Origin of the sequence: Streptomyces phaeofaciens (assembly GCF_014648915.1) — a bacterium.
In the GTDB taxonomy this organism is placed as follows: domain Bacteria; phylum Actinomycetota; class Actinomycetes; order Streptomycetales; family Streptomycetaceae; genus Streptomyces; species Streptomyces phaeofaciens.
Genome location: NZ_BMSA01000020.1, coordinates 123,506 through 148,871 on the forward strand (window position 1 = coordinate 123,506; position 25,366 = coordinate 148,871).

General features: G+C 70.9%; 19 protein-coding genes. 5 read left to right on the forward strand and 14 right to left on the reverse strand.

Features of this window, described 5'->3' with window-relative positions; all coding sequences use genetic code 11:
- Positions 1–9 precede the first annotated feature (9 nt).
- Together IE275_RS29650 and IE275_RS29655 are read right to left on the reverse strand one after the other, a co-directional pair.
- Positions 10–669, reverse strand: a complete 660-nt coding sequence (locus IE275_RS29650) for a histidine phosphatase family protein (RefSeq protein WP_189714728.1) — start codon at positions 667–669, stop codon at positions 10–12.
- Between the two features lie 132 nt (positions 670–801).
- A complete protein-coding gene (locus tag IE275_RS29655) occupies positions 802–1,407 on the reverse strand; it encodes a YdbC family protein (protein WP_189714730.1) in 606 nt (201 codons plus the stop codon).
- A gap of 154 nt (positions 1,408–1,561) precedes the next feature.
- Between IE275_RS29655 and IE275_RS29660 the strand changes: the two genes are divergently transcribed.
- The gene (locus IE275_RS29660; RefSeq protein ID WP_189714732.1) at positions 1,562–2,092 is read left to right on the forward strand and encodes a TerD family protein; all 531 of its coding nucleotides are present in this window, start codon (positions 1,562–1,564) and stop codon (positions 2,090–2,092) included.
- Between the two features lie 120 nt (positions 2,093–2,212).
- On the opposite strand, the gene IE275_RS29665 is transcribed toward IE275_RS29660, so the two are convergent.
- Positions 2,213–5,113 (reverse strand): vitamin B12-dependent ribonucleotide reductase, encoded by a 2,901-nt coding sequence (locus tag IE275_RS29665; RefSeq protein ID WP_189714734.1) that lies wholly within the window; start codon positions 5,111–5,113, stop codon positions 2,213–2,215.
- Between the two features lie 165 nt (positions 5,114–5,278).
- A complete protein-coding gene (gene nrdR, locus IE275_RS29670) occupies positions 5,279–5,857 on the reverse strand; it encodes a transcriptional regulator NrdR (protein WP_189714736.1) in 579 nt (192 codons plus the stop codon).
- Positions 5,858–6,460: 603 nt separating this feature from the next.
- Between nrdR and lexA the strand changes: the two genes are divergently transcribed.
- Positions 6,461–7,240, forward strand: a complete 780-nt coding sequence (lexA, locus tag IE275_RS29675; protein WP_189714738.1) for a transcriptional repressor LexA — start codon at positions 6,461–6,463, stop codon at positions 7,238–7,240.
- A gap of 189 nt (positions 7,241–7,429) precedes the next feature.
- Here the strand turns inward: lexA and IE275_RS29680 are convergent, their stop codons facing one another.
- From IE275_RS29680 to IE275_RS29695, 4 genes are all read right to left on the reverse strand, one after another.
- Positions 7,430–9,406 (reverse strand): ATP-dependent DNA helicase, encoded by a 1,977-nt coding sequence (locus IE275_RS29680; protein WP_189714740.1) that lies wholly within the window; start codon positions 9,404–9,406, stop codon positions 7,430–7,432.
- A gap of 224 nt (positions 9,407–9,630) precedes the next feature.
- Positions 9,631–10,299, reverse strand: a complete 669-nt coding sequence (locus IE275_RS29685) for a GNAT family N-acetyltransferase (protein ID WP_189714742.1) — start codon at positions 10,297–10,299, stop codon at positions 9,631–9,633.
- A 23-nt stretch (positions 10,300–10,322) separates the two neighbouring features.
- On the reverse strand, positions 10,323–12,473 hold the full coding sequence (locus IE275_RS29690; RefSeq protein ID WP_189714744.1) for an IucA/IucC family protein: 2,151 nt from the start codon (positions 12,471–12,473) through the stop codon (positions 10,323–10,325).
- Entirely contained in the window at positions 12,470–14,083 is a 1,614-nt protein-coding gene (locus IE275_RS29695) for a diaminobutyrate--2-oxoglutarate transaminase family protein (protein ID WP_189714746.1), read from the reverse strand. The genes IE275_RS29690 and IE275_RS29695 overlap by 4 nt, the downstream gene beginning before the upstream one ends.
- 623 nt (positions 14,084–14,706) lie before the next feature.
- Between IE275_RS29695 and IE275_RS29700 the strand changes: the two genes are divergently transcribed.
- A complete protein-coding gene (locus IE275_RS29700) occupies positions 14,707–15,930 on the forward strand; it encodes a trypsin-like serine peptidase (RefSeq protein ID WP_189714748.1) in 1,224 nt (407 codons plus the stop codon).
- Between the two features lie 185 nt (positions 15,931–16,115).
- Here IE275_RS29700 and hflX read toward each other — a convergent pair whose 3' ends face one another.
- The 6 genes from hflX to miaA all read right to left on the reverse strand — a co-directional run bounded on the left by hflX (position 16,116) and on the right by miaA (position 24,538).
- Entirely contained in the window at positions 16,116–17,615 is a 1,500-nt protein-coding gene (hflX, locus tag IE275_RS29705; RefSeq protein ID WP_189714750.1) for a GTPase HflX, read from the reverse strand.
- A gap of 183 nt (positions 17,616–17,798) precedes the next feature.
- On the reverse strand, positions 17,799–19,337 hold the full coding sequence (locus IE275_RS29710) for a M1 family metallopeptidase (RefSeq protein ID WP_189714752.1): 1,539 nt from the start codon (positions 19,335–19,337) through the stop codon (positions 17,799–17,801).
- A gap of 143 nt (positions 19,338–19,480) precedes the next feature.
- The gene (locus IE275_RS29715) at positions 19,481–21,694 is read right to left on the reverse strand and encodes a RelA/SpoT family protein (RefSeq protein WP_189714754.1); all 2,214 of its coding nucleotides are present in this window, start codon (positions 21,692–21,694) and stop codon (positions 19,481–19,483) included.
- A gap of 297 nt (positions 21,695–21,991) precedes the next feature.
- Positions 21,992–22,861, reverse strand: a complete 870-nt coding sequence (gene dapF, locus IE275_RS29720; protein ID WP_189714756.1) for a diaminopimelate epimerase — start codon at positions 22,859–22,861, stop codon at positions 21,992–21,994.
- Positions 22,862–22,969: 108 nt separating this feature from the next.
- The gene (locus IE275_RS29725) at positions 22,970–23,491 is read right to left on the reverse strand and encodes a hypothetical protein (protein WP_189714847.1); all 522 of its coding nucleotides are present in this window, start codon (positions 23,489–23,491) and stop codon (positions 22,970–22,972) included.
- Between the two features lie 108 nt (positions 23,492–23,599).
- Positions 23,600–24,538, reverse strand: a complete 939-nt coding sequence (gene miaA, locus IE275_RS29730; protein ID WP_189714758.1) for a tRNA (adenosine(37)-N6)-dimethylallyltransferase MiaA — start codon at positions 24,536–24,538, stop codon at positions 23,600–23,602.
- Between the two features lie 182 nt (positions 24,539–24,720).
- On the opposite strand from miaA, the gene IE275_RS29735 reads away from it, so the two are divergent.
- Together IE275_RS29735 and IE275_RS29740 are read left to right on the forward strand one after the other, a co-directional pair.
- Positions 24,721–25,020 carry a hypothetical protein gene (locus IE275_RS29735; protein WP_189714760.1) on the forward strand — a complete coding sequence of 100 codons (300 nt, stop codon included), beginning with the start codon at positions 24,721–24,723 and terminating at the stop codon, positions 25,018–25,020.
- 25 nt (positions 25,021–25,045) lie between these two features.
- A complete protein-coding gene (locus IE275_RS29740) occupies positions 25,046–25,318 on the forward strand; it encodes an antitoxin (protein ID WP_189714763.1) in 273 nt (90 codons plus the stop codon).
- Positions 25,319–25,366: the final 48 nt, after the last annotated feature.

The following is a 25,366-nucleotide window of genomic DNA, read 5'->3' on the forward strand; positions in this document are numbered from 1 at the left end:
TCTGCCACTCTATCCGGTGATCCCGTACGGTTCCGGATCTCGCCAGCGGTCGAAGGGCCGGTCAAGGGTGTACTTGCCGTCGTCTCCGAGAACGAGCATCCGCATCTCGGCGTTCCCCGGATTCGCCAGCGACTCGAATTCGGCGACCGTCCAGTGGAACCAGCGCATGCAGAACAGCCGCATGGCGAGGCCGTGGGTCACGATGAGGACGTTCGGCGGGTGGTCGGGGGCCTCGAAGCTGCGGAACAGGCTCTCCAGGAAGCCGCCGACCCGGTCGTAGACGTCGGCTCCGCTCTCGCCCTGGGCGAAGCGGTAGAAGAAGTGCCCGTAGGCGTCCCGGTAGGCCTTCTGGAGCTGTACGTCGTCGCGGTCCTGCCAGTTCCCCCAGTCCTGCTCGCGCAGCCGGGGCTCCTCGCGCACCCGTATGAGGTCGTCGTCGAGGTGGAAGGCCCGGAGGGTCTCATGGGTGCGCCGGTACGGCGAGACGTACACGCTGACGCGCTCGCGGCCGAGCACGTCCCGGAGCCTTTTACCGGTCTCCTCGGCCTGCTGCCTGCCGCGGTCGGTCAGGGCCAGTGCGTGGTCGGGTTCCCGCTCGTAGACGGTGTCATCAACATTGCCCGTTGATTCCCCGTGCCGGACAAGGACGATGCGCCGTGGTCGTGCCATGCCAAGACCCTAGATCGGTTCACGGCGGATCGAATACTCACCCGGCCCCCATACGGCGTAGGTCACACGGAACCCGCACCGGAAGTGACACAAACGCGCGAGCTCGAACAATCCCGCGACCGAGTCCGCATTTCATACCGTCCAGGTCGGCTCCAGCTCCACGATGTCACCGGTGAGGGAGGCGATGTCCGCCTCCGTCTGGGCGCGCAGCGCCAGCCGCTCCACCCGTTCGGTGCGGTACTTTCCGTGTTCGGCCTCGGAGCGCCACATCGACAGGACCAGGAACTCGTGGCCCGGCGCCTCGGCGAACAGTCCGCGGATCATGCCGGGCGAGCCGGCCATGGCCGGGTTCCAGACCTTCTCCTGCATGAGCGTGAAGTGCTCGGCGCGCTCCGCGTGGACCCGGCACAGGGCGACCCGCACCAGGTCGGAGTCGGTGAAGCGGGGCTCGAAGCCCGTCTTCACGTCGAAGCGGTAGTCGAACAGCCGGACCTGGGCGTCCTTGAAGGTGCCCGCCTGGGCCGCCGCCAGCCGGTCATGGGATCGAGCCATGAAGGAGTCGTAGAAGGCACGGCTCTCCCAGAAGGCGAAGACATGCGCGACCGAGGGCCGCCCCCTGCTCCAGCCCCCGCCCTGTCCCCGAAATCCCGGCTCCCCCAGAAGCCCCGCCCACTTTCGCTGTCCCCGTTCGAAACCGCGGCGGTCCACCACGGTGCAGCGAATCCACTTGACCAGCACCGCGCCATGGTAAGGCCCAGGGGCGTGGCGTCGGTCACTCTCTGGCGCAGAGCAGTCATGCCGACTGCCGGAGGCGCATGGCAGGATGGACAACCGGCCCTGATGATCGGGCAGTTCGAACGACGACAGTCGGGGATACGGGGAGGGAAGTCCGGTGAACGGCCTCAACAAGGGGATCCGCAAGGTCGAGATGGCGCTGAAGTGGGATCCGAGTCCCGCCGGGCAGCCGGCCACCGATCTGGACGTCGTGGCCGCGACCTATCTGGCGGACGATCCGCACGGCGCGCCCGCCTATGTGGTGCACTTCGACAGCCGCTCCCCCGACGGCACCATCTATCTCAACCGGGACAGCAAGGACGGCAAGGGCTTCGGCTGGGACGAGGTCATGACCCTGGAGCTGGACCGGCTGAACGCGCGGTACACGCGCGTGGTGCTGGGTGTCGTCATACAGCAGCGCCCGGCGCACCGGACGTTCGTGAGCGTGGCCAACCCGGCCTTCCGGATACGGGAGGGCTACACCGTCCTGGACGAGGGCGACTTCGGCGATGTGCTCGGTGCGACGGCGGCCACGGTCGCGGAGTTCGGGCGCGAGACCGACGGCTGGTCGTTCCACCCGGGTGTCCAGGGTTTCGAGGACGACCCGGCGACGTTCACCCGGATCATGGGCCAGGTACGCCGCTCCTGACGCGCCGAGGGCACACCGTGCGCGCCTGACGGCGCCGTGAACACACCGCGGGCGGTGGAGCCGAGAACCGGCTCCACCGCCCTGTGCCAGGTCACACGCGCCTGGCCGGCGTGACGATGATCAGCTGCAACCGCTGGTCGAGCCGCAGCCCTCGCAGATGTAGCAGGAACCGGCCCGCTGCATCTTCGTACCGCAGGAGAAGCAGAGCGGGGCGTCGGCCTGGATGCCCAGCTGCATCTCCACCAGCTCGGCGCTGGTGTGGGCCTGCTTCGGGGCGGCCTTGGCCACCTCGATCTCGGCCTTCGGCGTGGCGACGGCCTTCAGGTCCGTCTGCCGCGGGGCGGACTGGGCGAGGCCCTCGACGTCCACGTCCTCCTCCTCGAGAGTCGGCTCGTACGAACCGGTCTCCAGGTGGCGCTGACGCTCCTCGGCGGAGTGGATGCCGAGCGCGGAGCGGGTCTCGAAGGGCAGGAAGTCGAGCGCCAGGCGGCGGAAGATGTAGTCGACGATCGACTGCGCCATCCGCACGTCCGGGTCGTCCGTCATACCGGCCGGCTCGAAGCGCATGTTGGTGAACTTCGAGACGTACGTCTCCAGCGGCACGCCGTACTGGAGGCCGACGGAGACGGCGATGGAGAACGCGTCCATCATGCCCGCGAGGGTCGAACCCTGCTTCGACATCTTCAGGAAGACCTCGCCGAGACCGTCGTCCGGGTAGGAGTTGGCGGTCATGTAGCCCTCGGCGCCGCCGACCGTGAAGGACGTGGTGATGCCGGGACGGCCCTTGGGGAGACGCTTGCGGACCGGGCGGTACTCGACCACCTTCTCGACCGCGGTACGGATCGTCTCCTCGGCCTTCGCGGTGACCTCGGCCTTCTCCTTCTCCTTGGTCTTCGCGGAGAGGGGCTGGCCGACCTTGCAGTTGTCGCGGTAGATCGCGAGCGCCTTGACGCCGAGCTTCCAGGCCTCGAAGTAGATCTCCTCGACCTCCTCGACGGTCGCCGTCTCCGGCATGTTGACCGTCTTGGAGATGGCACCGGAGATCCAGGGCTGGATCGCGGCCATCATGCGGACGTGGCCCATCGGGGAGATGGCGCGCTCGCCCATGGCGCAGTCGAACACCTCGTAGTGCTCGTGCTTCAGGCCGGGGGCGTCGATCACATTGCCGTTGTCGGCGATGTGGGCGACGATCGCCTCGATCTGCTCCTCCTGGTAACCCAGGCGGCGCAGGGCCTGCGGGACGGTGCCGTTGACGATCTGCATCGAGCCGCCGCCGACCAGCTTCTTGAACTTGACCAGGGCGAGGTCGGGCTCGACACCGGTGGTGTCGCAGGACATCGCGAGGCCGATGGTGCCGGTGGGCGCGAGCACGGACGCCTGGGAGTTACGGAAACCGTTCTTCTCACCGAGGCGCAGGACGTCCTGCCAGGCCTCCGTGGCGGCGGCCCAGACCGGGCTGTCCAGGTCGTCCATGCGGACGGCCGCGCCGTTGGCGTCGGCGTGCTGCTTCATGACGCGGTTGTGGGCGTCGGCGTTGCGGGCGTAGCCGTCGTACGGGCCGACGACCGCGGCCAGCTCGGAGGAGCGGCGGTAGGCGGTGCCGGTCATCAGGGAGGTGATGGCACCGGCCAGGGCGCGGCCGCCTTCGGAGTCGTACGCGTGGCCGGTGGCCATCAGCAGGGCGCCGAGGTTGGCGTAGCCGATACCGAGCTGGCGGAACGCGCGCGTGTTCTCGCCGATCTTCTGGGTGGGGAAGTCGGCGAAGCAGATGGAGATGTCCATCGCGGTGATGACCAGCTCGACGACCTGCTGGAAGCGCTCGGCCTGGAAGGACTGGTTGCCCTGGCCGTCGTCGCTGAGGAACTTCATCAGGTTCAGCGAGGCGAGGTTGCAGGACGTGTTGTCCAGGTGCATGTACTCGCTGCACGGGTTCGACGCGGTGATCCGGCCGGACTCGGGGCAGGTGTGCCAGTTGTTGATGACACCGTCGTACTGGATGCCCGGGTCGGCGCAGGCCCACGCGGCTTCGGCGAGCTTGCGGAACAGCGCCTTGGCGTCGACCTTCTCGATGATCTCGCCGGTCATGCGGGCGCGGAGGCCGAACTCGCCGCCGCTCTCGACGGCCGTCATGAACTCGTCGTTCACGCGGACGCTGTTGTTGGCGTTCTGGTACTGGACGGACGTGATGTCGTCGCCGCCCAGGTCCATGTCGAAGCCCGCGTCGCGCAGGGCGCGGATCTTCTCCTCTTCCTTCACCTTGGTGGCGATGAAGTCCTCGATGTCCGGGTGGTCCACGTCGAGGACGACCATCTTGGCCGCGCGACGCGTGGCGCCACCGGACTTGATGGTGCCGGCGGAGGCGTCGGCGCCGCGCATGAAGGAGACCGGGCCGGAGGCGTTGCCGCCGGAGGACAGCAGCTCCTTGGAGGAGCGGATGCGGGAGAGGTTCAGGCCGGCGCCGGAGCCGCCCTTGAAGATCATGCCCTCTTCCTTGTACCAGTCGAGGATCGACTCCATGGAGTCGTCGACGGCCAGGATGAAGCAGGCGGAGACCTGCTGGGGCTGCGGGGTGCCGACGTTGAACCAGACAGGGCTGTTGAAGCTGAAGATCTGGTGCAGGAGGGCGTAGGCCAGCTCGTGCTCGAAGATCTCGGCGTCGGCGGGGGAGGAGAAGTACTTGTGGTCCTCGCCGGCCTTCCGATAGGTCTTCACGATGCGGTCGATCAGCTGCTTGAGGCTGACCTCGCGCTGGGGGGTGCCGACGGCACCCCGGAAGTACTTGCTGGTGACGATGTTGACCGCGTTCACCGACCAGAAGTCGGGGAACTCGACGCCACGCTGCTCGAAATTGACCGAGCCGTCGCGCCAGTTGGTCATGACGACGTCACGGCGCGCCCACGCCACCTCGTCGTACGGGTGCACGCCGGGGGTGGTGTGGATGCGCTCGATACGCAGTCCCTTGGTGGCCTTGGTGCCCTTCGCTCGGGAACCTCGTGCCGGACCGCTCGCCGTCTCTGTCATGCCGCCTCCCTATACGGGCGAAAACGCCCTGAAATGCCACAGTGTTCCCGTGGCACGTTGTTCTGTCGTGTGCTGTGGGCACCCACGCGCTACCGCCCACAGCAGGTCTGGATTCCGCCGTCACCCGGCCGGCCCCGGAGTCTTCCTCCGGTACCGGCCCGTCGGTCAGTCGGCGGCGTGGGCGGGCTCGGGGACCTGAACAGTCCCTCCGGGCCCGCCGTCGTCTTCGCGGCTTCCCGCGACAGCGCCCGCGGCGCCTTCCGTGCGCTCGCGGGCGTCCTTGTCCGCGGCGGAGCGTCCCGTCTGTTCCCTGAGTTCCGCGATGGCGGACTCGAAGTCCTCGAGCGAGTCGAAGGCCCGGTACACGGAGGCGAACCTCAGGTAGGCGACGAGGTCCAGCTCCTGCAACGGGCCGAGTATGGCCAGCCCCACGTCGTGCGTGGTCAGCTCGGCGCTCCCGGTGGCCCGCACCGCCTCCTCGACCCGCTGGCCGAGCTGGGCGAGGGCGTCCTCGGTGACAGGCCGCCCCTGGCACGCCTTGCGCACGCCGTTGATGACCTTGGTACGGCTGAACGGCTCGGTGACCCCGGACCGCTTCACCACCATCAGCGAGCACGTCTCCACGGTCGTGAAACGACGGGAGCAGTCAGGGCACTGGCGGCGCCGACGGATGGACGTGCCGTCGTCCGTCGTACGGCTGTCGACGACACGGCTGTCGGGGTGCCTGCAGAAGGGGCAGTGCATGAACTCCGAACCCTCCTCACAGCAGACTCAATAGCCTCGTCGGGCCTCATGGGCCCCTCGAAGCAGCCTCCAGCATAGGCGATCCACGAGCGTCCGAAGACACAGGGACCACAACTTCTGGGCCGCTGGCCACATCCAACCACTACATGTGGGGATTGGCGCATGCATGTACACGAAGCGCGCGTGTCGCGCTCGCGCGGTCACACACCGTACGCCCCGGCCATCGCGCCGCGCCCGCGGAACACCTGCACGCACCCGCGGAACACCTGCACGCGCGCGTGCACACCCGTGTCGTCGCAGCATTTACGGCGATACGGTGGGGGCCGCAGGGAGGAGAGGTGGGACTCCCGCGCAGAGCGGGCCCGGTTCCCGTTCTGCGGGACTCCGGGTGGCAGACTGGGGCGACACCCCCACAAGGCCATCGGCCTCGGCGGTGAAGGGTACAACAATGAGCCCTTTGTCCATGAGGCGTCGCGTCAGCCATACACCCAGACACATGATCAAGTCAGGCTATTCGCGCTTTTTCACTCGAACGTGTGTTTGGCGCAACCTTTCGAAAGCAACTACCGTTGTCCAGCAGGGAGACAATCGAGAGGGGCCGACGTGACCACCACCGCAGACAGTGCCACCATCACCGCCCAGGACCGCTCCCAGGGCCGACTCGAGCCGGTGCATGCGATGAACGAAGCCGTGAACCCGGAGGGGCACAAGCGCTCCCTGCCGGGCCGACCTCCAGGCATCCGGGCGGACAGCTCGGGCCTCACCGACCGGCAGCGCCGGGTGATCGAGGCCATCAGGGACTCCGTGCAGCGGCGCGGCTACCCGCCGTCGATGCGGGAGATCGGCCAGGCGGTCGGCCTGTCCAGCACCTCCTCGGTCGCGCACCAGCTGATGGCCCTGGAGCGCAAGGGCTTCCTGCGCCGCGACCCGCACCGCCCGCGCGCGTACGAGGTGCGCGGCTCCGACCAGGCCGCCACCGTGCAGCCCACGGACACCGCCGGCAAGCCCGCCGCGTCGTACGTCCCGCTGGTCGGCCGGATCGCCGCCGGCGGTCCGATCCTCGCCGAGGAGTCCGTCGAGGACGTCTTCCCGCTCCCCCGGCAGCTCGTGGGCGACGGTGAACTGTTCGTGCTGAAGGTCGTCGGCGACTCGATGATCGAAGCCGCGATCTGCGACGGCGACTGGGTCACCGTCCGCCGCCAGCCCGTCGCGGAGAACGGCGACATCGTCGCCGCCATGCTCGACGGCGAGGCCACCGTCAAGCGCTTCAAGCGCGAGGACGGCCATGTGTGGCTCCTCCCGCACAACGCCGCCTACGAGCCGATCCCCGGTGACGACGCGACCATCCTCGGCAAGGTGGTGGCCGTACTGCGGCGCGTCTGAGACCGGCGGGCGGGTCCTCACGGCCTCCGCCCCCCCTGACTGGGCCCCGGGATCCCTGCGCCGGTTCCGGGGCCCTGTGCTGTGCCGGAACACCCGTCACCGCCGGAGGGCCGCTGCTTCGAGCGACACACGCCCGCGCAGGGCCCGTCCGCACGGAAGGGCCCGCCCCGCGGGGGTACGGGCCCTGCCTCACTCCGCCTCGGACTGCTTGGCCATCGCGTCGATCGCCGCGAGCGACTTCCGCACCTGATTGCGGTCCGTGGTGTACCAGAAGTCCGGCAGGGACGCCTTCAGATAGCTCCCGTAGCGGGCGGTCGCCAGCCGCTGGTCAAGTACGGCGACCACACCGCGGTCTCCCGAGGCTCGTACGAGCCGGCCCGCGCCCTGCGCCATGAGGAGCGCCGCGTGCGTGGCCGCGACGGCCATGAAGCCGTTGCCGCCGGCCTCCTCCACCGCCTTCTGGCGGGCGCTCATCAGCGGGTCGTCCGGGCGCGGGAACGGGATCTTGTCCATGACGACCAGCTGACAGCTGGGGCCCGGGACGTCGACGCCCTGCCAGAGGGACAGGGTGCCGAAGAGACACGTCTGCGGATCCGCCGCGAAGTTCTTGATCAGCTCGCCGAGGGTCTCCTCGCCCTGGAGGAGGATCGGGAACTCGGGGATGCGGGTGCGCAGCTCCTCGGCGGCCAGCTGGGCGGCCCGCATGGAGGAGAAGAGGCCGAGGGTCCGGCCGCCGGCGGCCTGGATCAGCTCGGTGAGTTCGTCCAGCATGTCCCCGCGGTCGCCGTCGCGCGCGGGGCGCGCCAGGTGCTTGGCCACGTAGAGGATGCCCTGCTTGGGGTAGTCGAAGGGCGAGCCGACGTCGATGCCCTTCCACTGCGGCAGGTCGTCGCCCTCCGTACCCTCGGGCGCGAGTCCCATCGAGGCGCCGACGCCGTTGAAGTCGCCGCCCAGCTTGAGAGTCGCCGACGCCAGGGTCACCGAGCGGTCCGCGAACAGCTTCTCCCGCAGCAGGCCGGACACCGACATCGGCGCGACGCGCAGGGAGGCACCGAAGCGGTCGTGCCGCTCGTACCAGACGACGTCGTACTCGGAGCCGTCGACGATCCGCTCCGCCACGGCGTGCACGGACTCCACGGAGGCGAGCGCCTGCTTGCGGACCGCGTCCTCGTCCTGCACGGACTTGTCGCGGGTCGCCCCGATCGCGGAGATCACGGTGCGGGCGGCGTCGCGCAGCGCCATCAGGGCGTAGCCGAGATCCTCCGGGATCTCCTCCAGCCGACCCGGCAGCGCCAGCTCCATCAGCCGCTCGAAGCCCTCGGCGGCGGTCTGGAGCTGGTCGGCGGCCTTCTCGTTGACCAGCTTCGCGGCCCGGCGCACCGCGCGGTTCACCTGGCCCGGGGTGAGCTCGCCGGTGGCGACGCCGGTGACGCGCGAAACCAGCTCGTGGGCCTCGTCGACGATCAGCACCTCGTGCTGCGGCAGGACCGGGGCGCCCTCGATGGCGTCGATGGCCAGCAGGGCGTGGTTGGTGACGACGACCTCGGCCAGCTTGGCCCGCTCACGGGCCATCTCGGCGAAGCACTCGGCGCCGTAGGCGCATTTCGACGCGCCCAGGCACTCCCGGGAGGACACCGACACCTGGGCCCAGGCCCGGTCGGAGACGCCGGGCGTCAGGTCGTCGCGGTCGCCGGACTCGGTGTCGTCCGACCAGTCCCGCAGGCGCAGCAGGTCCTGGCCCAGCTTGCTCGTGGGCGCGGCCGCCTCGAACTGGTCGAAGAGGCCCTCCTCCTCGTCCTGCGGGACGCCTTCGTGCAGGCGGTGCAGGCACAGGTAGTTCGACCTGCCCTTGAGCATGGCGAACTCCGGGCGGCGGCGCAGCAGCGGATGCAGTGCGTCGACCGTGCGCGGCAGGTCGCGCTCCACGAGCTGGCGCTGAAGGGCCAGCGTGGCGGTCGCCACCACGACCCGCTCCCCGTGCGCGAGCGCGGGCACGAGGTAGCCGAGCGACTTACCTGTGCCGGTGCCGGCCTGGACGAGCAGGTGGGATCCGTCGTCGATGGCCTCTGCGACGGCTTCGGCCATGGTCACCTGGCCGGGGCGCTCCGTGCCACCGACGGCGGACACAGCGGCGTGCAGGAGTTCAGGGAGAGAGGGCTTCGTCATAGCGCGACCACCCTACGGCTCGGGACTGACAAACGGGTGATTGCGCAGGTGGTCGGGGAGGGGAGCGGTGACGGAGTCAAGGTCTGGGGTTCTCGGATTCGGGGTCGGCGGGGGCTCGGTCCTGGGATGTGGCCGGGGCCGAGAAATTTTCGCGAAGGGAGGGACGTGCGGGAACCGTCGCGATTCCCGAGGCGTTCTCTGTGTGACGGTCCGAATGCGGAGTGTCACAGAACATCACGCAGGTGCCGGTCCCGGACCATGAGGGCGGCCCGCTTGGCGGGGAGGTCGACCTCGGCGGAGAACCGGAAGCCTGCGCTCAGGAAAGCGGCGACGGAGGGGGTGTTGCGAAGGTCTGGTTCGGCGACGACACGTGCGCAGGAGGGTCTCTGGCCCAGTACGAGATCGGCGACGGCTCTGAGCAGCAGGCCGCCGAGCCCTCGCCCCCGGTCGGCGACCTGGCCGAGAAGAAGGTGGACCCCGGTGTCGTGAGGCCTCGCCGGGTAATGGCGTGCCAGCGGGTCGAGGTCCGCCCGGTAGATCTCCCAGTAGCTCATCGGCGTGCCCGCCAACACGCCCAGGCACGGAACGCTGTGCCCGTCGCCGACGAGTTGGCGGCGCAGATGCCGCTCGGTCACGGACACGGGTCCTGCCAGTTCCCAGAACGCCGCGACCTCGGGGTCGTTCATCCACCGCCCCACGCACGGAAGATCCCGCTCCACGTGTACGGGGACGAGGCGGAACACACCCGCGGGCGTGACCGTCGGACCCCAGTCACCGACACTGCCGAGCAGATGGTCGTCCGGACCGGTGGCCGCGGTGGTACCGGGGGCAGGCACGGCGGGGCTCCTCTCAGTGGTTGCAGTGGCGGCGGCAGTGGTGGCGGCGGCGGACAACGGTCGGCGGCGGTCGGTTCAGTTCAGAGATGAAGGGGGTTGGCGATGGTGACGTAGACGGACTGGGTGTCCACCGGGCCGACGAGTTCGTCCAGGCCGTGCAGGCGGGTCAGCAGGTTGGCCTTGCAGCGCAGGGTGGGTGAGTCCAGCAGGCGGGCGGGCAGGGAGCTGCGCAGCCGGTCGGGACCGGAGGCGGTGTCGGTGAGGAAGCGTCGGAAGGCGGCGAGCAGCAGGCGCTCGTCGGCGAGCTTCTGCGAGCCGAACGCTCCGACGAGTCCGAGCACGTTGTTGATGCCGAGGTAGTAGGCGAAGCGCTCGTCGGCGACGTCGTCGCTGACGAAGGTGTCGCTGCGCTCGCCGATGCCGGGCAGCCGGGCGTCCAGTTCCGCACGGCGGGAGTGGCGGAAGTAGTAGCCCTGGTTGTCGCGGTAGCGGCCGCCGGTGGGCCAGCCGTCGGGGTCCAGCAGGAGGAGCGTGTTCTGCTGGTGCGCCTCCAGGGCGATGCCGGCCTCACCGTCCAGCCACAGGACGGGGCGTACGACCTGCTCCAGGTAGCGCAGGAACCACTCGGCGGCGACCGCCGCTCGGGGACGGCCTGTCCGCTCGGCGAGGCGGGTGACCAGGGTGGCGAGCCGCGAGCTGTGCGCGGGGAACCGGTCCGGGCCGGGCGGAAGGGGCCCCGCTGTCGGGAGATCCTCCGCATCGCCGGTCGGTCCGAGGTGCTGCTCCGTGGCGCGGCGGGGGTACGGCCGGGGTGCGACGAGGCCGGCGACGCAGGTGACGTCGTCGACCGGGCCGAACGGATTGTGGCGGATCACCACGTCGAGACCCGTCACGGGGAGGCCGTCCGTCCCGTCGACCGCGAGCCAGGCCGGATCGCGGACGATGTCGAAGCCGGGGTGGGCCGCCTGCCACTGCTTGACCAGGCCGGCGCGCAAGAGGCGGTGCACCTCGACGCCGCGGTGGAGTTCCTTGCGGAGGTTCTCCCGACGGGAGTTGGTGATGCGCAGGGCCAGCGACAGCTTCAACATCGCCGGGGCATCGGACCGGTGGACGGTTCGGACCGAGGAGGTGGGATGCCAGGGGGCTCCGTGTGCCCCGAGGTCGCGGAGGGCCCCGGCATCGAGCAGGGCAATGACCTCGGGGCGGTGCAGAACCTCGCGCAGTTGCCAGGGGTGCAGGGGCAGCGCCGCGTAGCCGTCGGGCAGCGGCAGCCCTGAACCGGCGAGCCGGGCCGTCAGCCGGTCGGCGGCGACGGTACGCCCCCGGGCTGTCCAGGCGGAGTCGCCGGCGAGGACGGAAGGAGCGACAGCGAACCAGTGGAGGAGGAAGGAGCCACGTGACTCGGGTGAGTACAGGCGCGCTTCGGCGTCCGAGAGGCCCTCTCGGCTCTTCGGGGTCGGGTGCAGGGGATGCCCGAGGACCAGTGCCTGCTCGGCGGAGAGAAACAGATCGGGTCCGTCGGCGGGATGTTCCCGGCGTTCGCGGATGAAGGCGGCCGTACGGCGGACGGAGTCGGCGACACGGGCCACGAGGTCGAGGCCGTCGCTGGGCAGGGAGGCGGGGGCGGGGCGCGGCGTATCCGGCGGGCCGACCTGATCGGTCGGGGCGGCCGGACCGGTCGGGGCGGTCGCGCCGGTCGCGCCATCCAGCTCGGTGGGACCAGTCGGGCCCGTCGCTCCGGTCGCTCCGGTCGCGCCAATCGCGCCATCCAGGCCGGTCTGACCGGTCGGGCCCGTCAGGCCATCCGTGCCGGGGCTCTCGCGGGTCAGGAGGGCCGCGAGGGTGACGGCGTCCAGCGCAGGCGCGGGCTCGGGTGCGTGTTCCAGGCGGGGGAGACCGAGGCGGTGGAAGCCGGTCGGGGACCAGTGGAGGACGGGGGTGAGAAGGGCGGTGCCGCTGGCGGGGAGCGGTACGCGGAGGATGCCGGCGCCGGGGGCGGAGAGGCCGGTCTCACGGATCCAGCAGCGCAGCAGGTTCTCCACGGTCGCGGCTTGTGCGGCCGTGTGCGGGTCGGGGTGGTCGAGGAGGTCGGCCGGAGCGGTTCGGAGCGGTTCGGTGCGGGTGGTTCCTCCCTGTTGGCGGGGGGCCGGGACGAAGGAGGTCGAGGCGGGTGCGGGAGCTTGTGAGGGTGTGGAGGGCGGTTGCTCTGCGGGCTGGGGGGAGGTGGTCAAGGTCGTTCCTCGTGAGGTGGGGCCGGGATCGGCCGGCTCTGCCGGGTGAGGGGGTGATCCGTGTGGGCCGTGCCGTCGGCGTGGGCGCGGGCCACCGCCTCCATCGCGTCGGCCAGGCGGTCGAGTACGGCTGCCGTCTGTTCGTCGGTGATCGTCAGAGGAGGCAGGAGTCGTACGACGCTCGCGTGGCGGCCGCCGAGTTCGACGATCAGGCCACGGCGCAGGCACTCCCGTTGGAGGGTGGCGGCCAGCTCGGGGGCGGCGGGGTAGGGGCCTTGGGCAGGGACTGCCGTCTCGGCCACGAGCAGTTCGGCCGACGCCGCGTCGGTGCGAGGCGCGTGACCGGGGAGGGCGTGGGCGTCGAGTCCGGCCACCGTCGTGCCGAGGCCGACGGCGGGGTGGGCGGCGGTCGAGGCGGCGGCCGGGTGTCCGTGGTCGCTGTCGCCGCCGAGGGTTCCGCCCCACTCCAGCCCTTGCGCCCGCTCCCCCTCCGGGTCGACCAGCTCGATCCCAATCATCAGGCCGCGCCCGCGGACGTCCCCGATGCAGGGGAAGTGCGCTGCCATGCAGCGGAGTTGGCTCAGCATGCGGGAGCCGAGCGTGGCCGCGCGGTGGGCGAGGTCGTTCTCGCGGACATAGGCGAGGGTGGCCGTGCCGGCGGCCATGGCGAGCTGGTTGCCGCGGAACGTGCCAGCGTGGGCGCCGGGTTCCCAGACGTCGAGGTCGTCGCGGTAGACGACGACGGCCAGGGGCAGGCTGCCGCCGATGGCCTTGGAGAGGACCATCACGTCGGGGGTGACACCGCTATGTTCCACCGCCCAGAAGGCGCCGGTGCGGCCGACGCCCGTCTGGACCTCGTCGGCGATGAGGGGGATGGCGCGGTCCGCCGTGATCTGCCGTATGCGGCGCATCCAGTTGTCCGGCGCGGGAATCACCCCGCCCTCGCCCTGGACGGGTTCGAGGATCATCCCGGCGGGTGGGCGGACACCGGACTTGGGGTCGTCGAGGAGGGATTCGGTCCAGCGGGCGGAGAGTTCGGCGCCGGGCCGGCCGCCGACTCCGAACGGGCAGCGGTAGTCGTGCGGATAGGGCAGGCGGGTCACCCGGACGTCGAAGGCGCCTCCGGAGGCTTCGAGGGATCCGGCGGTCATGCCGTGGTAGGCGCCGGTGAAGGCCAGGACGCCGGTGCGGCCGGTGGCGGCGCGGACCAGCTTGAGCGCGGCCTCCACCGCGTCCGTGCCGGCCGGGCCGCAGAACTGCACCCGCGCGTGGTCGGTGAGCCCGGGCGGCAGGGTGCGGAACAGCTCGGTGATGAAGGCGTCCTTGACGGGAGTGGCGAGGTCGAGGACATGCAGGGGTGCTCCCGAGTCGAGGACCTTGCGGATGGCCTCCAGCACGACGGGGTGGTTGTGGCCGAGCGCGAGGGTGCCGGCACCGGAGAGGCAGTCGAGGTAGCGGCGGCCGTCCGCACCCTCGATGGTCAGTCCGCGCGCCCGGACCGGCACGATGGGAAGGGCGCGCGCGTAGGTGCGCGCGGCGGACTCGCGCGCCGACTGGCGCCGCAGGATCCCCTCATGCACGGCCGGCGTTCTCGTCGGCACTCCGGCCATCGAAGCCGCGCCCGCCGATGCCGTAACCGGGCCGGTCTCATCGACATCCGCCCCAACGGCATCCGCCCCATCGCCATGCGCCTCACCGGCATCCGCCTGACCGGCATCCGCCTGACCGGCATTCGCCGCACCGGCATGCGCCACGGTGACAGCACTCACACCGCCGGCAGCAGTGGCACTCCCCGACACCCGTGCCGCATCCCCCTCCGCGGCATCCCCCTCCGCCACAGGCTCGGTCACGGCCACTGCTCCCCGTCCTCCCGCTGTCCAGAGGCAAGTCGGCGCATCGCGCGGGTGGCCGGGTTCCCGGTCGCCGGATCCGCGCACCTCGGACGGCGTCCTCGTCGCTTCGGTGGAATTCCGCACGGGGGGCCGGGCACCGGCAGCAGGCCTCCACCGCTACCAACCGCGGAGCCCGTACCGGGTTACGGGTTGCTTCAAGATCCTTGCCGTGACGGAACCGTTGCCGTTCCGTCGGGAGTCCCCCACAGCGAACGCATATCGTGTGATGCCGTCGCACGTGACCGTGAGACCCGGGTGAACTCGCCATGAGATCTGGGCGAGTATCCACTCGGGACCGGTCGGCGGCTCCAAGTTCGTAGACATCAGGGGGAGTTCAGACCATGCGATTCATACGGCCGTCGTTCACCGCTCGTCGAGGGGGGACCGCGCGCCGCAGAACCTCCCCCGTGCTGGGTGCCGTGGTCCTGGTCTCGGCGCTCGCGCTCACCGCGACCGCGTGCGATTCCGGTGACACCAACGCCGACGGACAGGCCGGCGCCTCGGCCACGGCCGGTGGCGACGGCAAGATCACGATCCCGGACGACATCAAGGACCGGCTCAAAGAGCACGGGATCGACCTCGACAAGTGGAAGAACGGCGCCTGGAAGGACTGGGACAAGGACGACTGGCTGCGTGAGGCCCAGGACTACATCAACCCGATCATCGAGGGACTGTGGGACCCGGACCGGATGCGGGAGGCCGAGGACCCGGAGCGCGGGGTCGACGACAGCGACCTCTCCGGTGACCAGGGCGTGACCGACCCGACGCCCCAGGCGGTGGACGCGAAGGCCGTGCCGACGACGTACCACGCCAACGCCCCCGAGGCGGGCAAGGTGTTCTTCGACTCCCCCGAGGGCACGATGGTGTGCTCGGCGACGGTCGTGCAGGACCCGGCCCACCCCGGCAAGTCCAACCTGGTGTGGACGGCGGGCCACTGTGTGCACGCGGGCAAGGACGGCGGCTGGTACCGCAACATCGCGTTCGTGCCGTCGTACAACGACTCGGGCATGTCGAGCAAGGAGATGGAGACGGCGACCAAGGAGCAGGTGGCTCCTTACGGCGTCTGGTGGGGTGACTGGGTGCGGACCTCGGACCAGTGGATCGCCCAGGGCGGGCAGACCGGTGGTGACGGTGCCTCGTACGACTTCGCCGTCATCCATGTGACGCCCGAGGCGGGTGGTTCCGGGAAGTCGCTGGAGGAGATGGTCGGTTCGGCGCTGCCGGTGGACTTCGCGGCACCCGCGGTGCCGAAGGTGGACAGCATCACCGCGACCGGATATCCGGCGGCGGAGCCGTTCGACGGGCAGAAGCTGTACCAGTGCCAGGACAAGCCGGGGCGGCTCTCGATCAACGCCGATGACCCGACGATGTACCGGATCGGGTGCACGATGACCGGCGGTTCCTCGGGTGGCGGCTGGGTGGCCGCGGGCTCGGACGGCAAGCCCGCGCTGGTGTCCAACACCTCGATCGGTCCGGTGAGTTCCGGCTGGCTCGCGGGGCCGCGGCTGGGTGACGTGGCCAAGGGTGTGTACGACTCGGTGAGCGACAAGTTCGCCGGCCGGTAGCCGGCTGAGGACCCGCCGGCCGGGCGGGACGGCCGAGGCGCCGACCCTGGCCGTGCGGGTCCGCATGACGAAACACGACGAAGCATGACCAGGCATGACCAGGCATGACCAGGTATGACGAAGGCCCGCCCCCGGCAGGGGGCGGGCCTTCACCGTGTCTTTCGCGAGCCGCGCGCCGGGGCGGCTCAGGCGAGCGGTGCCGGGACGTACGGCGCGAGGTCCGCGGCGAGTTCCTCGTGCACCCGCGCCTTCAGCAGGGTGCCGTCCGCCGTGTGCTCCGCGGAGATCACCTCGCCTTCGGTGTGGGCGCGGGCGACCAGCTGGCCATGGGTGTACGGCACGAGCGCCTCGATCTCGACCGAGGGCCGCGGCAGCTCGTCGTCGATGAGCGCGAGCAGCTTGTCGATGCCCTGGCCGGTGCGGGCGGAGACCGGGATGGAACGCTTCTCGATCCGCATCAGCCGCTGGAGCGTCAGCGGGTCGGCCGCGTCCGCCTTGTTGATCACGACGATCTCGGGCACACCGGTCGCGCCGACGTCCCGGATCACCTCGCGTACGGCGGCCAGCTGCTCCTCCGGGTCGGGGTGCGAGCCGTCCACCACGTGCAGGATCAGGTCGGCCTCGCCGACCTCCTCCATGGTGGAGCGGAACGCCTCGACCAGGTGGTGCGGCAGGTGCCGGACGAATCCGACCGTGTCCGCCAGTGTGTACAGGCGGCCGCTCGGGGTCTCGGCCCGGCGCACGGTCGGGTCGAGGGTCGCGAACAGGGAGTTCTCGACCAGGACGCCCGCGCCGGTCAGCCGGTTGAGCAGGGAGGACTTGCCGGCGTTGGTGTAGCCCGCGATGGCGACGGAGGGCACCTTGTGGCGCTTGCGTTCCTGGCGCTTGATCTCGCGGCCGGTCTTCATCTCCGCGATCTCCCGGCGCATCTTCGCCATCTTCTCGCGGATCCGACGCCGGTCCGTCTCGATCTTGGTCTCACCGGGACCACGGGTGGCGAGGCCGCCGCCCTTGCCGCCGCCCATCTGTCGGGACAGCGACTGACCCCAGCCTCGGAGCCTCGGCAGCATGTACTGCATCTGCGCGAGCGCGACCTGCGCCTTGCCCTCTCGGGACTTGGCGTGCTGGGCGAAGATGTCGAGGATCAGGGCCGTACGGTCGATGACCTTGACCTTGACGACGTCTTCGAGGGCGATGAGCTGGCCGGGGCTGAGCTCGCCGTCGCAGATCACGGTGTCCGCGCCGGTCTCGACGACGATGTCACGCAGCTCCAGGGCCTTGCCGGAACCGATGAAGGTGGCCGCGTCGGGCTTGTCGCGGCGCTGGATCACGCCGTCGAGCACGAGGGCGCCTGCGGTCTCCGCGAGGGCGGCCAGCTCCGCGAGGGAGTTCTCCGAGTCCTGCGCGGTCCCCGAGGTCCAGACGCCGACGAGCACGACCCGCTCCAGGCGGAGCTGGCGGTACTCGACCTCGGTGACGTCCTCGAGCTCGGTGGAGAGGCCGGCGACACGGCGCAGGGCCGCGCGCTCGGAGCGGTCGAACTGGTCGCCGTCCCGCTCTCCGTCGATCTCGTGGCTCCAGGCGACGTCCTCTTCCATCAGGGCATCGGCCCGAAGACCTTCGGGGTAGGCGTGCGCGAAGCGCGTGGTGTCCTGGTCCTGGGAAGGGGATGAAGAGGAGGTCATTGGGTCCTTACGTCGTTGGGGATGCCGAGACGGCGGTCCTTCAAGAGGGACAACGTACGAGTTCCCCGGGAGATTCCCGCGGCCCGTGCCACGCCGACCCGATGATGGTCGCACGGGACGCCCCGTCTCGTCACCGTCTTATTCCGGGGCCCGCCGGGGCCGGGAACCGGGGCCGTCACCGTCTCACTCCGGGGCCTTCGCCGTCGGTGCCAGGGTCTTCCAGTCCGCGTGTCCCGGCATCGGCGGGGTCTTCTCGCCGTACAGCCAGGCCTTGAAGAAGGCGTCGAGGTCGCGGCCGGAGATCTTCTCGGCGAGACTCCGGAAGTCGTCCGTGGTGGCCGTGGCGTCGCGGTGGTCCTGCACCCAGCTGCGCTCCAGCTGCTCGAAGGAGCGGGTGCCGATCTCCTGGCGCAGGGCGTACAGGACGAGGGCCGCGCCGTCGTAGATGTTCGGGCGGAAGATGCCGATCTTCTGGCCGGGCTGGGGCGGCTTGGGGAGCGCCGGTGGGCCGCCCGCCGCGCGCCAGCGGTCGGAGGCGCCGTACGCCGCCTTCATACGGGCCTCCAGTGTGTGGTCGGCCTTCTCCTCCGCGTACAGGGCCTCGTACCAGGTGGCGTGTCCTTCGTTCAGCCAGACGTCGGACCAGGTGCGCGGGCTGACGCTGTCGCCGAACCACTGGTGGGACAGCTCGTGCACCATGATCGACTCGATGTACCACGCGGGGTAGCCGGGCTCGGTGAACAGGTCCTTCTCGAAGAGGGAGAGGGTCTGTGTCTCCAGTTCGAAGCCGGTGGAGGCCTCGGCCATGAGGACGCCGTACGTCTCGAAGGGGTAGGGGCCGACCTTGCTCTCCATCCAGGCGATCTGGTCGGGGGTCTTCTTCAGCCAGGGTTCGAGCAGCTCGCGGTCCTTGGTGGGGACGACGTCCCGTACGGGCAGGGCGTGCGGTCCCTCGCGGTGCACGACGGTGGAGCGGCCGATGGACACCTGGGCGAGCTCGGTGGCCATGGGGTGCTGGGTGCGGTACGTCCAGGTGGTCGACCCGCCCTCCCGGTCGACGCCGGCCGGCAGCCCGTTGGCGACGGCCGTGTAGTCGTCGGGGGCGGTGATCCGGATGGTGAACATCGCCTTGTCGGAGGGGTGGTCGTTGCACGGGAACACCAGGTGGGCGGCGTCGGCCTGGTTGGCCATGGCGAGGCCGTCCGCGGTGCGCACCCAGCCTCCGTCCTGGCCGTCGGCGCTCACGGGGTCGCTGGTGTGGCGCACGGTGACGCGCGTCCAGCTGCCCGCGGGCAGCGGCTTCTGCGGGGTGACGACCAGGTCGTCACCGGCGCCGGTGAAGGTCGCGGGTTCGCCGTCGACCTCGACCGAGTCGACCGTGCCGTGGGCGAAGTCGAGGTTGATCCGTTCCAGGACGGTGGTGGTCCAGGCGTCGATGGTGGTGACGGCCTGGAGGGGTTTGCTGTTGCTGCCCGGATAGGTGAAGGAGAGTTCGTACGACGCCACGTCGTATCCCGGGTTGCCCAGGTACGGGTAGAGGCGGTCGCCGACGCCCAGCGGTTCCGCCGGGGCGCTCGCGGCGACGAGGCACACGGAGACGGCGGAGGCCAGGAGCGCGGACTTCAGCCGGCGGGAGGTTCCCCGGCGGGGACGGAGACGGGGGCTGTCGGGGCGCAGGTCGTCGGGGCGGAGGGGATGCGGCGGGCGGAGGGTGTGCGGCATGGACCACGGCTACCAGCGCGGGCCTGCCCCACGGCGGCGACGCGCGCCCGGCCCACCCGAACGGGTTGCGCTCGCGCGTGCGTGGGTGACGGGGGCCGGCCCGGGACCACGTCACGGCGGGAGCGCGGCCACGGCAGGAGCTCTCAGGAGGCGGGTGTGTGGTGCTGGGCCCGGCCCACGTCGTACACCCCGGGTACGTTCCGCATGGCTCGCATCAGGGTGGGGAGGTGGGCCGCGTCGGGGAGTTGGACGGTGTACGTGTGGCGGACGCGTTGCTGGCTCGGCGGTTCGACGGTCGCGGAGACGATCTCGGCGCCTTCCATGGCCATGGCTTCGGTGAGGTCGGCGAGCAGATGGGGGCGGCCGAACGATTCGGCGACCAGGGTGACCCGGCACTCGGTGGTGTCGCCCCAGCGCACGTCGACCGCCGCGCGCCCCGCGTCCGCCATGCGCGCCACGGCGGCGCACTCGACGCGGTGCACGGTCACCACTCCCCCGCGCACGGAGAATCCGGTGACCTCGTCGGGCGGTACGGGGGTGCAGCACCCGGCGAGCCGGACCGTCGCGTCGGGCCGGTCGACGACGGTGATCGCGGCGGTCGGCCAGGGGGCAGGGGTGCCGGCGGCGGGATGCGGTGCGAGGGCGTCGGTCACGGGCCCGGCGGCGGGCTCGCCGGCGCGCCCGGTCTCCGGGGCCTGCGCCTGGGCGGTGTCCGGGAGCCGCCCGGCGGACTCGTCGGCCCGCTCGGCCTCGGCGGGTGCCGGGTGGGTCGCCAGCCACCGCTGGATGGCGATCCGGGCGCCGGGCGTGTGGGCGTGCTCCAGCCACTCTCTGGAGGGCTCCGAGGCCGGGTCCTGCCCCATGAGGAGCTGCACGGTGTCGCCGCCCCGCAGGACGGTGCTCAGGGTCGCCAGCCGACCGTTCACCCGGGCGCCGATACAGGCGTGCGCGTCCTCGCCGTACTGCGCGTAGGCGGCGTCCACGCAGGTCGATCCCTCGGGCAGGCCGAGGGCGCCGCCGTCGGGGCGGTAGACGGTGATCTCGCGGTCCTGGGCGAGGTCCTCGCGCAGGGTGGACCAGAAGGTGTCGGGGTCGGGCGCGGCCTCCTGCCAGTCGAGGAGGCGGGAGAGCCAGCCGGGCCGGGTGGGGTCGGCGCGCTCCTCGTCGGCCGGGGCCTCGCGGGTCTGGTCCTCCGGGGAGGCGACGTAGGGGTTGCCGAGCGCGACGACACCGGCCTCGGCGACCTGGTGCATCTGGGGTGTGCGGATGAGGACTTCGGCGACCTGGCCGTCCTCGCGGGCGACGGCGGTGTGCAGCGACTGGTACAGGTTGAACTTGGGGACGGCGATGAAGTCCTTGAACTCGGAGACGACCGGCGTCATACAGGTGTGCAGTTCACCGAGGACCGCGTAACAGTCCGCGTCCTCGTTGACGAGCACCAGCAGGCGGCCGAAGTCGCAGCCGCGCAGCCGGCCGCGTTTGCGTGAGACGCGGTGCACGGAGACGAAGTGCCGTGGCCGGATGAGGACTTCGGCCTGGATGTCGGCGTCCCGCAGGACGGTGCGCATGGCGTCGGCGAACTCGGCGAGCGGGTCGTCCGCGCGGGAGGCGTTCTCGACGATCAGCTCGCGGGTGTGCGCGTACTCCTCGGGGTGCAGGATCGCGAAGACGAGGTCTTCCAGCTCGGTCTTGAGGGCCTGGACGCCGAGGCGTTCGGCGAGCGGGATGAGGACGTCGCGGGTGACCTTGGCGATGCGCTCCTGTTTCTCGGGGCGCATCACGCCGAGGGTGCGCATGTTGTGCAGCCGGTCGGCGAGCTTGATCGACATCACGCGGACGTCGTTGCCGGTGGCGACGAGCATCTTGCGGAAGGTCTCGGGCTCGGCGGCGGCGCCGTAGTCGACCTTCTCCAGCTTGGTGACGCCGTCGACGATGTACCGCACCTCCGCGCCGAACTGCTCGCCCACCTGATCGAGCGTCACGTCGGTGTCCTCGACGGTGTCGTGCAGCAGAGAGGCCGTCAAGGTGGTGGTCTCCGCGCCGAGTTCGGCGAGGATGAGGGTCACGGCGAGCGGGTGCGTGATGTACGGCTCGCCGCTCTTGCGCATCTGGCCGCGGTGCGAGGACTCGGCGAGCACATAGGCGCGGCGCAGGGGTTCGAGGTCGGCGTCGGGGTGGTGGGCGCGGTGGGCCTCGACGACATGGCCGATCGCGTCGGGCAGCCGGCCGCGGGAGGCGGAGCCGAGCAGGGCGGCCCGGCCCAGGCGACGCAGGTCGATCCGGGGACGGCTGCGCCAGCGGGGCGCGGCAGGCACTACCGGGCCTGGGGTCGCAGGGTTCGTGGCCTCCGCACTCATGGGCACCTCCGGCTGCGTGGACCGGCGGACGGGGTGTCCCAGGGCGGACACGGCTCAGGGGACAGGCAATGTCCCCCGTCCGGGCCGGTGCTTGATGCTACCGAGCCCATCACGCGCGACCGACCGCCTCTCGCCGAGCGTGAAACGGATCACCCATTCGAGCGATGAATCGGGGGTTTACGGTTTTGCGCCACCCGACCGAGGGCCGATGGCTGTTTTCGAACCCCCGGCCGGACCCCGAGGACGCTTCCGTGCGCCCGGGGTCACCCCGGCCTCCGATGCCAAGCCGTGCCGCCGTCAGCCGACGGCGTTTTCCAGCCACTCCGTATCGATCTCACCTGTGGCGACGATCACTGCCGGACCGGTCATCTCGATCTCGCCGTCGGGCCGCTCGGTGATGACCAGGCGACCGCCGGGGACGTCCACCGTGTAGGTGACCGGGGTGCCGGTGACGGCCGGGTCGGTACCGTCCCGCCGGGCGGTGGCCACCGCGACGGCGCACGCGCCCGTGCCGCACGAGCGGGTCTCGCCTGAGCCACGCTCGTGCACGCGCAGGGCGACGTGCCGGGGGCCTCGGTCGACGACGAACTCGACGTTCACCCCGTCCGGGTAGGCGGTGGCGGGGCTGAAGGGCGGCGGGGCGTAGAGGTTGCCCGCGTGTGCGAGGTCGTCGACGAAGGCGACGGCGTGCGGGTTGCCCATGTTCACGTTCCGTGCGGGCCAGCTGCGCTCGCCGACGCTCACCGTGACGTCCCCCTCGGGGAGACGGGCCCGTCCCATGCCGACCGTGACGTCCCCGTTCTTGGCGAGGTGCACGCGCTTCACGCCCCCGCGTGTGGCGACCGCGAGGTCTCCCTCGGTGACCAGCCCGGCGTGCTGGAGGTAGCGGGCGAAGACACGGACGCCGTTGCCGCACATCTCCGCGATCGAGCCGTCGCCGTTGCGGTAGTCCATGAACCACTCCGCCTCGGCCGCCATCTCCGCCGCCTCGGGATGGGCGGCGGACCGCACGACGTGCAGCAGACCGTCCCCGCCGATGCCCGCGCGGCGGTCGCACAGGGCCGCGACGGCGGCCGGGGGGAGGTCGATGGCGTTCTCGGGGTCCGGGACGATCACGAAGTCGTTCTCGGTGCCGTGCCCCTTGAGGAAGGCGATCCGCGTGCTCATTCCTCGATCGTACGGGGTGGCACCGACAGCGCGGTCACGCGCTCACGCCACTCCGACCGGCACGCGCGTGTGCGGCTCAACACTCCGACCGGCACGCGCGTGTGCGGCTCAGCGCAGCCGGGCGACCCGGCCGACGGCGAGTACGACCACGACGGCGACCAGGACGACGTAGGCGAGGACGACCCGCCAGTCGGGGCGGCGGCCGGAACCGCGCGGGGGAAGTCCGGGCCACGTGTAACCGACGCGGCGGGCGGCCATCATGCCCCAGCCGGCCGCGCAGGAGCAGATCAGCAGCCCCAGCATGGCGATCACGGCCCCGCTGTCGCCGAAGTCGAAGGCGAGCGGGAACGCAAACATCAGGGAGCCGGTCGCGGACAGGGCCACGATGGGCGCAAGCTGCCAGATCCGCAGCCGACGCTGCGGGCGCAGCTCGACCTCGACCTCGGGCCCGCTGGCGAACATCTCCTCGGGCTCGGGACCGTCGTCGGTCACGCCGCCGCCCTGGGTGTCGTCCGCCACGTCGGGGGTCGGACCGACGTCAACGGGCTCCGGTTCGCCCAGCACCGTCTCCCCCGGTTCAGGGGTGAGGTGCTCGGTGCCTGGTGCGGTGTCACGAGGGCCGGCCTCCATCGCCACGCGCCCTCCCAACTCGGACTCCACTTGGTCGATCGAAGCTCGATGATGGCACGGCACCGGAGGCCCGGATGACGGCCTGGGCGTCCCGATGCCATGACGTGATCAGGCTGTAACCGGTCGTTCGACCAACGCCAGTGCGAGCCTCGGAAGTTCTGTGAGATCCGCCGCAGCCCCACTCAACCAGTGCACCCGCGGATCGCGCCTGAACCATGAATCCTGACGGCGCGCGAAGCGCTTGGTGGCACGGACCGTCTCGGTGCGCGCCTCGTCCTCGGTGCACTCACCGCTCAGGGCGGCGAGGACCTGCTGGTAGCCGAGCGCGCGCGCCGCCGTACGCCCCTCGCGCAGGCCCTGCGCCTCCAGCGCGCGGACCTCGTCCACGAGCCCCTGCTCCCACATCCGGTCGACCCGGCGGGCGATGCGCTCGTCCAGCTCGGGGCGGGCGACGTCGACGCCGATCTGCACGGTGTCGTAGACCGAGTCATGGCCCGGCAGATTGGCCGTGAAGGGCTTGCCGGTGATCTCGATCACTTCAAGGGCGCGCACGATCCGGCGGCCGTTGCTGGGCAGGATGGCGTGCGCCGCCTCGGGGTCGGCGGCGGCCAGCCGGGCGTGCAGCGCGCCGGAGCCGCGCAGGGTCAGCTCCTCCTCGAGCCGGGCACGGACCTCGGGGTCGGTGCCGGGGAACTCCAGGTTGTCGACGGCGCCACGGACGTACAGCCCGGAGCCGCCGACGAGAATCGGCCAGCGGCCCTCGGCGAGCAGCGCGTCGATACGGGCGCGGGCGAGCCGCTGGTACTCGGCGACGGACGCGGTGACCGTGACGTCCCAGACGTCCAGGAGGTGGTGCGGGACACCGCCGCGCTCCTCGGGCGTCAGTTTGGCGGTGCCGATGTCCATCCCTCGGTAGAGCTGCATGGAGTCGGCGTTGACGACCTCGCCGCCGAGTCGCTGGGCCAGGAAAACGCCCAGATCGGACTTTCCGGCTGCGGTCGGGCCGACGACGGCGATGACGCGGGGGGCGGGGGGTGCGCTGCTCACCGCACCAGTCTCCCAAACCCCGCGACCCGCTCTCGAACGAGTTAGGTGACGGTGCCCGTGAGACGTCGTTGCCCGTTGCGAGATCCCCGTCACCCGTTCACGGGAGCGGCGACCCCGGTGGCACAAAGAGACGCACCGGGCAACGCGGGATTTCGTCCGCACGAGTACCGTATGGAGTGAATATGGGCGTTTTGGCGCGGCTTTTCGGAAGGTCGAAGGCCACGGAGGAGGCGGCTACGGAGACGGCCACCGAGGAAGCGGCGGCCACCGCCGAGGCACCGGACGGTGCCGGGGCGGAGCGGGCCGCCGAGGCCGCGCCGGAACCGGAGACCGCCGGGGCCGGGGACACCACGAGGACGGGAACGGAGACGGGGACGGCGGACGCCGTCGCGGTCGCCGCGACCGAGGGTGTGGAGATCCCCCGGCAACAGTCCGCCGAGGAGGTGGCCGACAGTGAGGCCGGCGAGGGCGCCCGTTCGTAACGACCCCCGCTAGGGAAGGTGACCCATGGGTCTTTTGGACAACTTGAAGGCCAGGCTGGCCCCCGCCAAGGACAAGGTCTCGGGCCTCGCGCACCAGCACGGGGACAAGGTCACGCATGGTCTCGACAAGGCCGCCAAGGTCGTCGACGACAAGACCAAGGGCAAGTACAGCGACAGGATCCACACGGGCACCGACAAGGCGAAGGGCGCCATGGACCGGCTCGCGCACAAGGACGAGCCCGGGGCGGGCGGCGGCGACACGTTCACCCCGCCGCGTACTCCCCCGCCGGCCTCCTGAGTCCCCTCCCACCGGCACCTCGATCGGCGGACGGCCGCGGAGCGCGAC